This is a genomic window from Streptomyces massasporeus (assembly GCF_014648995.1).
Classification (GTDB): domain Bacteria; phylum Actinomycetota; class Actinomycetes; order Streptomycetales; family Streptomycetaceae; genus Streptomyces; species Streptomyces massasporeus.
Map to the genome: position 1 here is coordinate 54,013 of NZ_BMSE01000004.1, position 13,215 is coordinate 67,227.

Consider the following 13,215-nt stretch of genomic DNA (forward strand, 5'->3'; position numbering starts at 1 on the left):
CGCTCAGCGGCAGCCGCTGACCCGCCCCTGGAGGAGCCGGGACAGCGCCGCGTGGACGTCGTCCAGGGAGCGTTCCGCCTGGAAGGACTTCCAGTCGAGCGCGGCCACCAGGACCATGCCGACCAGCGCGGACGCCGTCAGCGGGATGTCGATCTCCTCGCTGAACTCACCGCCCGCGACGCCGTCGCGCAGCACGTCCTCCACGACCGCGACGGCCTGCTGCCGGACCACCATCAGCGTGGACTGCCAGGTCCGGTTGGTGCGCCACAGTTCGGCCACGTAGAGCTGGGTGAAGGCCGGGTAGCGGTCGATGAAGACCAGCCCCGCCCGGATCATCGCGTCCAGGGCGTCGACCTTGCTGCCGCCCTCCCGCGCGGTGCGGTCGGCCGCTTCCCGCAGGGAGGCGGTCAGCAGACCCACTCCGTGCCGCAGCAGTTCCTCGAAGAGGACGGACTTGCTCGCGAAGTTGTAGTAGACCGTGCCCTTCGCGACCCCGGCACGCTCGGCGATCTCGTCCACGGTGGTGGCTGAGAACCCCTGCTCGGCGATGAGCGTGACGGCCGCCTCGTAGAGCTTTTGCCGGGTGGCCTCGCGGCGCGTGCTGCCGCCCGACGCGGCACTGCTGCTTTCCATGGCCCTGATTGTCACAGGAACCTCTCCGGTGGAGGTGACGGTGGGGCTCACAGGCTCAGCTCCGGGTGCAGCCGGTCCAGCGTCCACACCTGGCGCCGGCGGGCCGCCACGGCGGTCAGCGCGAGCGCGCCCGCGGTGAACGCCGTCAGCACCACGCACGCGTGCCACACCGGTTCGAGTCCACCGCCGGTGATGAGCCGCCTGAGGGCCTCGACGACGTAGCTCATCGGCAGGAACGGGTGGAGCGCGTTGAAGAACCCGGGGCTGGTCTGGACGGGGTACGTGCCGCCCGCCGAGGTCAGCTGGAGCATCAGCAGCGCGAGGACGAGGATCCGGCCCGCCGCCCCGAAGCGCGCGTTCAGCCACTGCACGATCGCCGCGAAGCAGGCCGTCACCAGGAACAGGAAGCCCACCGTCCCGGCCGCTCGCGCCATCTGAAGGCCGACCGCCCAGTGCAGCACCGACATCAGCGCCACGGTCTGCAGCACCCCGATCGCCACCACCGGCAGCCAGCCCGACAGCGCGATCCGCCACGCCGAGGCGCCCGCGGCGAGCGCGCGCCGGTTCATGGGCGCGATCAGCATGTACGCCACCATCGCGCCCACCCACAGGGACAGCGGGATGAAGTACGGGGCGAACCCGGTGCCGTAGTTGGGCGCCTTGTGCATGTCGTGTGAGGCGAGCCGCACGGGGTCGGCCATGACCTCGGTGCGCCGGTCGCGGTCCTGCTCGTCGTAGTCGGGGATCTTCTCCGCCCCGTCGTGCAGGCCGCCGGCGAGCTTCCCGGAGCCGTCGACGAGCTTGAAGATGCCGCCGTTGAGGTCGTCGGCGCCCGTCTTCAGCTTGCCGACGCCCTTGTCCAGGTCGACGGCACCGGTCTTGGCCGTGCCGATCCCCTTGTGCAGCTTCTTCGCACCGGCGGCCACCTCGGCCGCACCGTCGTTCAGCTTGTTGATCTTCTTGACGGCGTCGGCGAGGTCCTCGGAGAGGTGCGGTGCGCGGTTCGCGAGGGCCTGCGACTGCTTCTGCAGGGTGGCGAGGTTCTTGTCGAGCTTGTCCAGGTCGCCGTCCTGGTCCGCGATCAGCGTGTTGAGGTCGTCCGCGATGGTGGTGACGTCGGCGGCGGCGTCCTTGGCCTTCTTCAGGTCGGAGCAGGCCGCGTCGGGCAGGACGGGATCGTCGCAGCGCCGGGCGTAGACGTCGGTCAGCGTGCCGGACGCGGCGCGGGCGCCCTTGGCGGCGGTCGGGGCCGTCTTCACCAGGGTGTCCAGGTGCTTGCGGATCACCCCGGAGGAGTCGGCGACCAACTGGGCGGTGTCACCGATGGTCTTCTCGTTGCCCTTCAGGAAGGGGCCCACCTTGTCGGCGGTGCCGTTGACCCGGTCGGCGAGCTTCTGCGTGCCCTCGGCGACCCGTTTCGAACCGTCCTCCAGGTCGCCCGCGCCGGTGTGGAGCTTCTTCAGGCCCGTGGAGAGCTTGCCGCTGCCGTCCTTGGCGTCCTTCAGGCCGTCGGCGAGGTCCTTGGACCCCTTCTCAGCCTTGCCGATGCCGCCGTTGAGCCGGTCGGCGCCCTTCGCCGCCTTCACGGTCTTGCCGTGGATGTCGGAGAACGACACGAAGATCTTGTCCAGGAAGGACCGGGACGTCTTCGTGGACGCCGCCTGCCGCACTTCACTGAAGACCGTCCGGGAGATCTGCCCGACGATGTAGTTGTTCGCGTCGTTCGTGCGCACCTGGAGGGCGCCGGTCTCCGGGGTGTTCCCGGAGCTGGAGGCGATCCGCTCGCTGAAGTCGGCGGGCAGGGTGAGCGACAGGTAGTAGCTGCCGTCCTCGACGCCCCTGCGGGCCTCGGCGGCGCTCACCTCCTGCCAGTCGAAGGTCTTGCTGTCGTGCAGGCCCTTCGTGATGTCGTCGCCCGCCGTGATCTTCTTCCCGTCGGCGGTCGCCCCCTTGTCGTCGTTCACCAGCGCCACCGGGATCTTGTCCAGGCGGCCGTACGGGTCCCAGAACGACCACAGGTACAGCGCGCCGTACAGCAGCGGCAGCACCAGCAGCGCGACGAGCGCGGCGCGCGGCAGCTTCCCCCGCCCGAAGCGGCGCAGCTCAAGCGCGGCCAGTTTCGGTGAGCGCACCGGCCTTCCCCTCTCCCTGGTCGGTCTTGTCGGCGGCCTGGTCGGCCTCGGTGGCCTCGTCGGTCTCGGCGGCCCGGTCTGCCTCGCCCTCGGTGGGCGGCTCCTCGCGGCTCGGCGCGGTGGAGACCTTGACGGCTCCCTCGGGAGCCTCGCTGCACACCGCCACGACCGTCGTCCCGGCGTCGGCCAGCGACCTGAGCAGCGCCCAGACCTCCCCGCGTTCACCGTCCGAGAGCTTGAGGTCGGTGTCGTCGATGCCGAGCAGCCGTGGCCCGCCGACGAGGGCGAGCGCCAGCGACAGCCGCAGTGCCTCCAGGCGCTCCAGGTCCCGGACGGCCGTGCGCGGCCCCTTGGGCAGTGCCTCCACGTCGAGCCCGGCGGCTTCGAGCGCGGCCTCGACGCGCCGCCCGGCCTCGGCCGCCCGCTCGCCGCGGGGCCGCAGCAGTCCGCGCAGTGACGCGCCGAACCGCCGCTGGAGCAGCGCCCGTTCCCGCAGGTGCTCGGCGACGGTCAGCGCCGGGTCGAGGTCGGTGACCCCCGGGACGTGCGCCAGCGCGCTGATGCCGCGCACCGCCGCCATCTGCTTCGGCAGCCGCGCGTCGCCCACGGCGGCCGTGCCCTCCGCGACCTTCATCCGCCCCGTCAGCGCGAGCAGCAGGCACGTACGGCCGGACCCGGACGGGCCCTCGACCGCGATGAGCGCACCCGGCTCGGCGTCGACGGCGAGCCCGCGGACCGCCCACCCCCGTGGCCCCTTGATCCCGAGGCCGTCGGCGACGATCCGCACCCCTCCCGTCTGTTCCCCCACGAGACTCCCCTGAATTTGAACTGACTGGTCAGTGCAAAAACTACTCCGAACCTACGAGCGAAGCAAAACGGCAGGTCAGAACGGATTGTCAGTGCCATACCTCACGATGGGTCACATACGGCACTCCGTGACCGGACGTGCCGTCACCCAGACGACAGGAGGTTCGTCATGGCCAGCTATCACGCAGCAGCCGCCCGTCGGCGCCGCGCCACCGGCCCTGCCCCCTCACTGACCGGCCCGGCGAGCGACGTGCACCCCGTCCTGCGCCGGGCCTCGGCCCCTCCCGCCGCCCTCGACCTGCTCGCCCAGGCCCGCGCCGGCCTCGACGAGGCCAGCGCCCTGGAGACGCCCAACGAGCGCTACGCCACAGCCCACCTCGCCGCCCTGCGCACCGCGGCCGCGGTGCTCGCCGCCCGGGGGCGCCCGGAGACCTCGCCCCGGGCCCGGGCCAAGATCCGGAGCGCCTGGGAAGTGCTCACGGAGATCGCGCCCGAACTGACCGAGTGGAGCGCGCTGTTCGCCTCCGGTGCCCGCCGCCGCGCCCGGGCCGAGGCCGGCATCCAGGACGCGGCCACCGGCCGGGACGCGGACGACCTGATACGGGACGTGGCGATGTTCCTGCGCCTCGTCGAGCGGATGCTGGTCCTCCAGCCGGTCCTCCCACAGCCCCGCCCGGACCAGGGCCGGCCGGAGGGCCCCGGCGCGGGGAGAGGCATGCCGGACGCGGGCTGAACGCGGCCCGGGCCCGCCTGACCCGCGGGGCATCCCGGGACCGGGTCATCCGGACGCCGTGGCCGAGGCAATAGGGTGGGGGGCGCCTGAAGTCTTCCCTCCCCGAGGCCGGGGCCGGGGGAGACGCACCATTCGCGCCGCCGGCAAGAGGCGGTGCCGCGCCGAGGAGTCAACTGCCGTGTCGGACCCGATGCGCCCCCGCGCCGCACTCCGTACCGCCGTGGTCTGGGAGGTCCTCCAGGACGCCCTGGACCGCCGGGTCAAGGCCACGGGTCGGGAGTCGCTGGACGTTCTCGACACCGGAGGCGGCAGCGGCAACTTCGCGGTGCCCGCCGCCCGCCTCGGCCACCGGGTCACCGTCGTCGACCCGAGCCCCAACGCGCTGTTCGCCCTGGAGCGCCGCGCCGCCGAGGCCGGCGTCGCCGACCGGGTCAAGGGCGTCCAGGGTGACGCCCACGGCCTCTTCGACGTGGCCGAGCGCGGTGGCTACGACGTGGTGCTGTGCCACGGCGTCCTGGAGTACGTGGACGACCCGGCGGAAGGCGTCCGCAACGCGGTGGCGGCCCTGCGCGCGGAGGGTGTCCTCAGCCTGCTCGCCGCAGGCCTCGGCGGTGCCGTGCTGGCCCGCGCCCTCGCCGGGCACTTCAAGGAGGCCCGGCAGGCGCTCGACGACCCGAACGGACGATGGGGCACGGGTGACCCCGTGCCGCGCCGCTTCACCGCCGAGCAGCTCACCGGACTGGTCGAGGGCGCGGGCCTGCGCGTCAGTGCCGTGCACGGCGTGCGGGTCTTCGCCGACCTCGTGCCCGGCGTCCTCGTGGACACCGAGCCCGGAGCCCTGGAAGCGCTGCTGAAGCTGGAGGAGGCCGCGGCCGAGCTCCCCGCGTTCCACTCGGTGGCCACGCAGCTGCATGTGCTGGGTGAGACCGGTGGGACCGCTGGGACGGGTGGGGCCGACGAGACCGATGGGGCTGCCGAGGCCTGAGCCGCTTCGTGAGGTACCGCCGCTGATCAGCGCCTTGGCTGCGCATGGAGTACGCCACAGGCCCCCCGAACGGGGACGGCGCGCCGTATGATCGAGGGAGACCGTTCCGGCATGACGGGTCGGCCGCCGGGGAATGGAAGCCTCAGCGAGCCGGGACCGGCCATGGCGGGTTCCGGTTGGTCAATTGGCGCAGAGGGGCGGGTTTCACGGGGGCGATTCCCTGCCTATCCTGAAGGGACCCCCCGGGTCGCCCCGGCGACTGCACGATGAGGAGGACTCCGTGCCGCTCTCGGAGCACGAGCAGCGCATGCTCGAGCAGATGGAGCGAGCGCTGTACGCCGAAGATCCCAAGTTCGCGACAGCGCTTGAGGGAAGCGGGCTGCGCACGTACACCCGGCGACGGGTCTACCAGGCGGTCGCAGGCTTCCTCGTAGGTATCGCGCTCCTCATGGCTGGAATGGTCGCCAAGCAGGTCTGGCTCAGCGTCGTGGGCTTCCTCGTCATGCTGGGCTGTGCGGTGCTCGCCGTGACCGGCTGGCGCAAGGCCCCCAAGCCGGGCGAACAGGCCGGCGGTGCCGCGGGGCCCCAGGCTCGCCGACAGGGTCGGCAGCGCCGCTCGGTGATGGACCGCATCGAGCAGCGCTGGCAGAAGCGCCGCGACGAGCAGGGCGGCCATTAGCTCTCCGCGCAGCCTCTCCAGGACTACGTGAACACGTACGTCAGGGGGTGACCACCGATCCGGTGGTCACCCCCTGACGTATGCGTGTGCAGGCCGAGGGCAGCTCCCGCCGGGCGCGGACCCAGCAAGGCCAGCCGGTGCACCCGCACCACCGGCCGGCCTCAGCCGCGTGAGTCCCTGCCCCCTCAGCCCTGCTGCCCCGACGCCTTCCGCCACGTCGGCCGCAGCGCCAGCGCGCGTTCCCGGACCCTCGTCCACCAGGCCGACGCCGACCACACCACACGCACGGTGGAGCGGGGGGCCAGCAGCGCGCGGAGCCTCGCCGCGCGGCCGGCCGCCGCGCCGAGGCCCGCCGTCGCACGGCGGACGTCGTCCGTGAGGCCCGCCACCGGGCGGGGGTGCGGTGCGTACAGGACCTGCTCCACCGCGTTCGCCACCCGGTGCACCGAGGCCGCGGCCGTCGCGTCCAGGTCGCCGAGGCGGACGATGCGGGCGGCCGCCTTGCGCGGGGTCTGCGACTCGTCCGGTGTGATCCCGTAGTCCCACGCCGTGTCGGTCAGCTCCTGCCAGACGGCCAGCGTGTGCAGGGCCGCGTCCGCCTCGCTGCGGCCGTGCGCCCCGAGCCGAGCCGTGCGCGTCCGCAGCCGCCACAGCATCGGTGCCAGGGGGAGCGCCAGGACGGCGAGACCGGCGAGGGCCCACACCAGGAACGCGTACCACTTCGGACCGTCGTCGTCCGTGGGCAGCGCCGCCTGCGGCGACTCGCTCGCGCAGCCGCCGTCCAGCTTCTTCTGCTCCGGCGTGCACGCCTCGCTCGCCGAAGGCGCCGCCGAGGGCGCGGTGGACGCCGACTGGGACGGACGCGCCTGGTCGGGCACCGAGCTGTCGGGGTTGTCGGGCAGGGTGTACGACGGGATCGAGCCGCGGTTCGGCGTGGGCTCGAAGCGGGTCCAGCCCACGCCCTCGAAGTACAGCTCGGGCCAGGCGTGCGCGTCCCGCAGCCCCACCGACACCGAGCCGTCCGCCTGCGGGGAACCGGGCGCGAAGCCCACCGCGACCCGGGCCGGTATGCCCAGGGAGCGGGCCATCGCCGCCATCGCGAAGGAGAAGTGCACGCAGAAGCCCTGCTTGTCCTTCAGGAAGCGGGCGATCGCCTGCGAGCCGCTGCCGACCTGCACCTGCGTGTCGTACTCGAAGCCGCCGGTCACGGCGAAGAAGTCCTGCAGCTTGACCGCCTGGTCGTACGGGTCTGCGGCGCCCGCGGTGACCTTGCGGGCGGTGCGGCCCACCACCGACGGCAGCGAGTCGGGCAGCTCGGTGAAGTCGCGTTCGATGTCCGCGGGCGGCGGCCCCGCCGAGGCGAGCTGCTCCGCCGTCGGCCGCACGTCCAGGCTCTTGACCTGGTACGTCAGGCCGCGCGTGTTCTGCCCGTGGTCGCCGACCAGGGTCATGCCCTGCGGCTCGTACCGCCAGTTGCCGCTGATCCGCACGCCGCTCGGCGGGTACGGCATGGGCAGCCAGTCCTGGGCGTACCAGTCGGCCGCCGAGATCGTGGTGTCGATCTCCGTGCGCTTGACGTCCGGGCTGAGGCCGACCGGGTCGGGGAAGGTGCCGTCGGGGATGGCCGTGATGGACCGCCGGGACGGCTTCCACGTGGTGCCGTCGAAGTCGTCCAGGGACACGATCCGCAGATACAGGTCCGAGACGTCTTCCATCTTGGTCCGCACGGACAGGACCTGCTGGTCCTCGTCCGCGTTCAGACTGTCCCGCAGCGACACCAGCGGGTTCACGGCGGAGATCGTGCCTCCGCCGCCCGGCCCACCGCCCGCGCCCGCCCCCACGGAGTCCAGCAGGCCGCCGTTCATCGCGGGCAGGCCGAGCGGTACCACCAGGGCGATGCCCAGCGCGACCACGCCGATGCGCCGGCCGGTGCGGATCGGGGCGACCGCCCCGCCAGGCTCCCCGCCGCCCGTGCGCGGTGCGCCGCCGAAGACCCGGCCCCACTGCGAGAGCCGGTCCCGCCCCTCGGCCAGGAGCAGCATCAGATAGCCGGCCGCCGCCACCAGGAACCACAGCCAGTCCATGCCCCCGTCGGACAGCCCCGCGGCCACCGAGTACAGCGCGAGCAGGGGCAGCCCGGCCGGAGCGGCGCTGCGGAAGGTCACCGCGAGGGTGTCCACCAGCAGCCCGATGATCAGGACCCCGCCGATGAGCATCAGCCGGATGCCGTCGGACTCCAGGGGCGCCGGGATCGCGTACCGCGCGATGTCGTCCCCGCCCTGCTGGAGCAGCAGCGCGAAGCGGTCGATGGCCTGCGGTCCCGGAACCAGCCCGGCCAGGGCCTGCTCGCGGGCGAAGACGAAGGTCAGCAGCGCGACGGTGACCACGGCCTGCGCCGCCACCGTCAGCGGCCGGGCCAGCGGCACCCTGCGGGCAGCGACCCCCACGCCCGACTGAAGAGCCAGCAGGAAGGCCGCCTGCACGATCCATGTGGCCGGCTTGACGAGGGGCAGCAGGGCGCACGCGGCCATCAGCGTGGCCGCCCAGGCGCCCAGCGTCAGTCGTACCCGCCCGCTCATCACGGTCCCTCCCCGCCGCTCGCGGCGGCCACGCCCCTGCGCTCCCGGTCGGCCTGCCGCCACAGCTCGTCCATGGAGGCGCCCCGCGGCACGCGAAGGGCCGTCCACCCCGCCTCGCGCAGCATGCGCAACCGGTCTCCGCTCCCGTCCAACGGGCCGGGCACATCGCTCGGTTCCCGCACCCAGGTGTCACTGTCCAGCACGAAGGCGACCGCGCCCGGGCTGCGTTGCCGCATCCGGCCCAGCACGTCCGCCTGGTCCTCGTCCAGGTCGCCGAGGAAGGCCACCAGCAACCCCTCGTTCCCGCCGCGCAGCACGTCGTAGGCCCGGGACAGGCCCGCGCCGTCGGAGTGGTCGATCACCGCGAGGGTGTCCATCATCAGTCCGGCCGCGTCCGCCGACTCCTGGCTCGCGCCGGCGAAGCCGTCCCCGCCCTCGCCGGGCACCGCGTTGCCGGTGTCCGTCAACAGTCGTACCGAGTAGCCCCGTTCGAGCATGTGCACCAGCACGGACGCGGCGCCCGACACGGCCCACTCGAAGGCCGAGTCCGGTCCCGCGCCCTCGTAGGCGATGCCGCGGGTGTCCAGCAGCACCGTGCAGCGGGCGCGCTGCGGCTGCTCCTCACGGCGCACCATCAGCTCGCCGTAGCGGGCGGTGGAGCGCCAGTGCACGCGGCGCAGGTCGTCGCCGTAGCGGTAGCCGCGCGGGATGACGTCGTCCTCGCCGGCCAGGGCGAGCGAGCGCTGCCGTCCGTCGCCGTACCCCTTCGCCTCGCCGCTCAGGCGCACCGGCGCCAGCGGCTCCACGCGCGGGATGACGGTGAGGGTGTCGTACGTCGAGAAGGAGCGGGTCAGCTCGCACATGCCGAACGGGTCGGTCAGGCGCAGTTGGAGCGGCCCCAGCGGGTAGCGGCCGCGCAGGTCGGACCGCACCCGGTAGGACACCTCGCGCCGGCCGCCCGCCTCCACCCGGTCGAGCACGAAACGCGGCCTGGGGCCGAGCACGTACGGCACTCGGTCCTGGAGCATCAGCAGGCCCGTGGGCAGCCGCGAGACGTTGTCCATCCGCAGGTGGACCCGGGCCTCGCTGCCGGCGGGCACGCGCGCGGGGGAGAGCCGGCGGCTGCCCGCGACCCGGTAGCGCGTGCGGTACAGCACCCCGGCGCACACCAGCGGCAGCACCGCCAGCAGCAGACCCACGCGCAGCAGGTCGCTCTGGCCGAGCACGTAACTGCAGATCGCGGCCGCGACGCCGGCGGCCAGGAAGGAGCGTCCGCGGGTGGTCAGACCGGCCAGAGCGGTGCGGATGCCGCCCTTCTCGCCCCGGTCGGCCTCCGCCTGCCCCGCCCCCGCGGTGGTCATCACAGCCTCCGCGGCGGCTGCTGGGGATACGCCGGCGCCGTACGGCCCAGGCCGCCGAAGCCGCTCTGCTGCTGCGTCGCCGGCACCGGGGTGCGCTGCAGGATCTCCTCGACGACCTGCTCGGCGGTGCGCCGGTTGAGCTGGGCCTGGGCGGTGGGCAGCAGCCGGTGGGCCAGGACGGCGACGGCGAGGGCCTGCACGTCGTCCGGCAGCGCGTACTCCCGGCCGCTCAGGGCCGCGGACGCCTTCGCCGCGCGCAGCAGGTGCAGCGTCGCGCGCGGAGAGGCGCCGAGTCTCAGGTCGGGGTGCGTGCGCGTCGCGCCGACCAGATCGACCACGTAGCGCCGGACCGGCTCGGCGACGTGCACCCCGCGCACCGCTTCGACGAGCTTGAGGATCTCGTGGGCGTGAGCCACGGGCTGGAGGTCCTCCAGCGGCGAGACGCCGCCGTGCACGTCCAGCATCTGCAGTTCGGCGTCCGCGCTCGGGTAGCCGACCGACACCCGGGCCATGAAGCGGTCGCGCTGGGCCTCCGGCAGCGGGTAGGTGCCCTCCATCTCGACCGGGTTCTGCGTCGCCACCACCATGAAGGGGCTGGGCAGTTCGTAGGTCTTGCCGTCGATGGTGACCTGGCGCTCCTCCATGGACTCCAGGAGCGCGGACTGCGTCTTGGGCGAGGCGCGGTTGATCTCGTCGCCGATCACCACCTGCGCGAAGATCGCACCCGGCTTGAACTCGAAGTCGCGGCGCTGCTGGTCCCAGATGGACACACCGGTGATGTCCGACGGCAGCAGGTCCGGCGTGAACTGGATACGCCGCACCGAGCAGTCGATGGACCGCGCCAGCGCCTTGGCCAGCATCGTCTTGCCGACGCCGGGGACGTCCTCGATCAGCAGATGTCCCTCGGCGAGCAGCACGGTCAGCGAGAGCCGTACGACCTCGGGCTTGCCCTCGATCACGCCTTCCACCGACTCCCGCACGCGCTCCACCACGGCGGTCAGATCAGTGAGGCTCGCTCGATCGTCATAGGTCGTCACCCGGCCCTCCTCGGCCTTTCCCGTGCCCCCAAGGAGCACGGGATACCCCATTTTCCCGGGCCGGCGCCGCATGACGCAGGCCGGCCCACCCCGAACCACGGGCACCACGCGTGAAAAGTTCCGCGCGACGCCACACCCGCATTCTTGCTGCCGTTACCGTTTCGTGTCACTCGACTGTGGACAACTGGCCGCGATATGTCGGTCTTGCAGCCATTCGAACGCGTGACTGACAGGATGTCGACAGCTACAGCAGGTGGCCTTCCGGGGCGGGCGGCCCGCGGCGCACCGACCGGCGGGCCGGGATCAGGAGGCCGGGTCGACTTCCCGCAGCAGGCCGGTGTGCACGTCGAACACGAATCCGCGCACGTCGTCGGTGTGCGGCACGAACGGCGAGGTGCGCACCCGCTGCATCGACTGACGCACGTCCTGGTCGACGTCCCGGAAGGACTCCACGGCCCACGCCGGACGCTGGCCGACCTCGGCCTCCAGCTCGTTGCGGAAGTCCTCGGTGAGGCTCTCCAGGCCGCAGCCGGTGTGGTGGATGAGCACCACGCTGCGGGTGCCCAGCTTGCGCTGGCTGATGGTGAGGGAGCGGATCACGTCGTCGGTGACGACGCCGCCCGCGTTGCGGATCGTGTGGCAGTCGCCGAGCTCGAGCCCGAGCGCCGCGTGCAGGTCGAGGCGGGCGTCCATGCAGGCCACGACAGCGACGTGCAGCACGGGCCGGGCGTCCATCCCCGGGTCGGTGAAGGCCTCGGCGTACCGGGCGTTCGCCGCCACGAGACGGTCGGTGACCGTGTCGCCGGGCGTTATGGCGCTCTCCGAACCTGTGGGAACCGATGCAGAAGTCGTCATAGGTATGACGTTACTGGTCACACCCCGTCCAGGCCTCCTGTGGAAGTGAACAAAGAATGCCGCCGGGTGAGGCGTGTGAGGTAACCCACAAGGGCGGTGTCCCGGTCGCTGTGCGAACGGCGGCGACGCGCAGGCCGGTTGATTGACCGGGCGACAGGGTGGACTAAAGTGACGCGAAGCGGGAGGCGAGACTCTCCCCGCTGGACTGATGTTCTTCGGAGACCCCGGCGACGACCGGTGATCTCCCCGCGTGCGCGGCGCGTACGTACGGCTCGGCCTCCTCCCGCTCCCGGTCGGCTGACGCTTCCGGCGCCGGCAGGTCTCATGTCCACGAGCGGGCGGGGACCCGGCGGTGCGCATGGCCGCGCCGGATCTGAGAGGGCCCGGGATCGATGGGGCGCGAAGCGCATTCGAATGAGGGTGATGGCGGGCGACGGGAGGGAGAGAGCCGACACGTCCCGGTGATGCTCCAGCGGTGCCTGGATCTGCTGGCACCCGCCCTGGAGGGCCCGGACGCCGTGGTCGTCGACTGCACCCTCGGCCTCGGCGGCCACAGCGAAGCGCTCCTCGCGAGGTTCCCCGACGCCCGGCTCGTCGCCCTCGACCGCGACAAGGAGGCCCTGCGCCTGTCCGGCGAGCGCCTCGCGCCCCACGGCGAGCGCGCGACCCTCGTGCACGCCGTCTACGACGAGCTCCCCGAGGTGCTGCACCGGCTCGGCATCGCGCGCGTGCAGGGCGTCCTGTTCGATCTGGGCGTCTCCTCCATGCAGCTCGACGAGGCCGACCGCGGCTTCGCCTACGCCCAGGACGCCCCGCTCGACATGCGCATGGACCAGACGACCGGTGTCAGCGCCGCCGAGGTCCTCAACACCTACCCGCCGGGCGAACTCGTGCGCATCCTGCGGGCCTACGGCGAGGAGAAGCAGGCCAAGCGGATCGTGAGCGCGATCGTGCGGGAGCGGGAGAAGGAGCCGTTCAGCAACAGTGCGCGGCTCGTCGAACTGATCCGGGACGCGCTTCCGCAGGCCGCCAAGCGCACCGGCGGCAACCCGGCCAAGCGCACCTTCCAGGCCCTGCGCATCGAGGTCAACGGCGAGCTCTCCGTCCTGGAGCGGGCGATCCCCGCCGCGGTGAAGGCACTCGACGTCGGCGGACGGATCGCCGTGCTGTCGTACCACTCGCTGGAGGACCGGCTGGTCAAGCAGGTCTTCGCGGCGGGCGCCGCCGTCACCGCGCCGCCCGGGCTGCCCGTCGTTCCCGAGCGCTACCAGCCGCGGCTCAAGCTCCTCACGCGCGGTGCCGAACTCCCCACCGAAGAGGAGATCGCCGAGAACCGGCGGGCGGCACCGGCGCGGCTGCGCGGCGCCCAGCGCATCAGGGAGGACGTCGAGTGAGGCGTGAGCAGGCCGGACCG

Annotated in this window: 11 protein-coding genes; 4 read left to right on the forward strand and 7 right to left on the reverse strand. The window is 72.7% G+C overall.

The annotated features are described in order from the left end of the window. Nucleotides 1-3 precede the first annotated feature (3 nt). Genes IE153_RS11830 through IE153_RS11840 form a run of 3 tightly spaced genes read right to left on the reverse strand, consistent with a single transcriptional unit; the run spans nt 4 to nt 3,573 of the window. On the reverse strand, nt 4-633 hold the full coding sequence (locus IE153_RS11830) for a TetR/AcrR family transcriptional regulator (RefSeq protein WP_189589681.1): 630 nt from the start codon (nt 631-633) through the stop codon (nt 4-6). Between the two features lie 47 nt (nt 634-680). Then, the gene (locus IE153_RS11835) at nt 681-2,765 is read right to left on the reverse strand and encodes a YhgE/Pip family protein (RefSeq protein ID WP_189589682.1); all 2,085 of its coding nucleotides are present in this window, start codon (nt 2,763-2,765) and stop codon (nt 681-683) included. After that, nucleotides 2,737-3,573 carry an ATP-binding cassette domain-containing protein gene (locus IE153_RS11840; protein ID WP_229828970.1) on the reverse strand — a complete coding sequence of 279 codons (837 nt, stop codon included), beginning with the start codon at nt 3,571-3,573 and terminating at the stop codon, nt 2,737-2,739. Before IE153_RS11840 ends, IE153_RS11835 begins: the two co-directional genes overlap by 29 nt. Before the next feature lie 168 nt (nt 3,574-3,741). On the opposite strand from IE153_RS11840, the gene IE153_RS11845 reads away from it, so the two are divergent. From IE153_RS11845 to IE153_RS11855, 3 genes are all read left to right on the forward strand, one after another. Beyond that, complete coding sequence (locus IE153_RS11845; RefSeq protein WP_189589683.1) at nt 3,742-4,305, forward strand: SAV_6107 family HEPN domain-containing protein; 564 nt, start codon at nt 3,742-3,744, stop codon at nt 4,303-4,305. A gap of 178 nt (nt 4,306-4,483) precedes the next feature. Beyond that, entirely contained in the window at nt 4,484-5,290 is an 807-nt protein-coding gene (locus tag IE153_RS11850) for a methyltransferase (RefSeq protein WP_189589684.1), read from the forward strand. Nucleotides 5,291-5,570: 280 nt separating this feature from the next. Next, nucleotides 5,571-5,969: an SCO2097 family morphological protein gene (locus tag IE153_RS11855; protein WP_031108527.1), complete on the forward strand. Its 399-nt coding sequence runs from the start codon at nt 5,571-5,573 to the stop codon at nt 5,967-5,969. A 185-nt stretch (nt 5,970-6,154) separates the two neighbouring features. Here the strand turns inward: IE153_RS11855 and IE153_RS11860 are convergent, their stop codons facing one another. From IE153_RS11860 to IE153_RS11875, 4 genes are all read right to left on the reverse strand, one after another. Continuing rightward, a complete protein-coding gene (locus IE153_RS11860) occupies nt 6,155-8,548 on the reverse strand; it encodes a transglutaminase TgpA family protein (RefSeq protein WP_189589685.1) in 2,394 nt (797 codons plus the stop codon). After that, nucleotides 8,548-9,909 (reverse strand): DUF58 domain-containing protein, encoded by a 1,362-nt coding sequence (locus tag IE153_RS11865; protein WP_189589686.1) that lies wholly within the window; start codon nt 9,907-9,909, stop codon nt 8,548-8,550. Before IE153_RS11865 ends, IE153_RS11860 begins: the two co-directional genes overlap by 1 nt. After that, on the reverse strand, nt 9,909-10,946 hold the full coding sequence (locus IE153_RS11870; protein ID WP_189589687.1) for an AAA family ATPase: 1,038 nt from the start codon (nt 10,944-10,946) through the stop codon (nt 9,909-9,911). Before IE153_RS11870 ends, IE153_RS11865 begins: the two co-directional genes overlap by 1 nt. Nucleotides 10,947-11,249: 303 nt before the next feature. Then, nucleotides 11,250-11,801 (reverse strand): beta-class carbonic anhydrase, encoded by a 552-nt coding sequence (locus IE153_RS11875; RefSeq protein ID WP_189589688.1) that lies wholly within the window; start codon nt 11,799-11,801, stop codon nt 11,250-11,252. A 392-nt stretch (nt 11,802-12,193) separates the two neighbouring features. Here IE153_RS11875 and rsmH point away from each other — a divergent pair, with 392 nt between their 5' ends. Beyond that, entirely contained in the window at nt 12,194-13,195 is a 1,002-nt protein-coding gene (rsmH, locus tag IE153_RS11880) for a 16S rRNA (cytosine(1402)-N(4))-methyltransferase RsmH (RefSeq protein WP_189589689.1), read from the forward strand. Nucleotides 13,196-13,215 lie beyond the last annotated feature (20 nt).

What these genes read in the sequence shown, in the direction of transcription:
- IE153_RS11830 (WP_189589681.1), bottom strand. Translation starts at nt 633, where the DNA reads ATGGAAAGCAGCAGTGCCGCGTCGGGCGGCAGCACGCGCCGCGAGGCC.
- IE153_RS11865 (WP_189589686.1), bottom strand. Translation starts at nt 9,909, where the DNA reads ATGACCACCGCGGGGGCGGGGCAGGCGGAGGCCGACCGGGGCGAGAAG.
- rsmH (WP_189589689.1), top strand. Translation starts at nt 12,194, where the DNA reads ATGGGGCGCGAAGCGCATTCGAATGAGGGTGATGGCGGGCGACGGGAG.
- IE153_RS11845 (WP_189589683.1), top strand. Translation starts at nt 3,742, where the DNA reads ATGGCCAGCTATCACGCAGCAGCCGCCCGTCGGCGCCGCGCCACCGGC.
- IE153_RS11875 (WP_189589688.1), bottom strand. Translation starts at nt 11,801, where the DNA reads ATGACGACTTCTGCATCGGTTCCCACAGGTTCGGAGAGCGCCATAACG.
- IE153_RS11860 (WP_189589685.1), bottom strand. Translation starts at nt 8,548, where the DNA reads ATGAGCGGGCGGGTACGACTGACGCTGGGCGCCTGGGCGGCCACGCTG.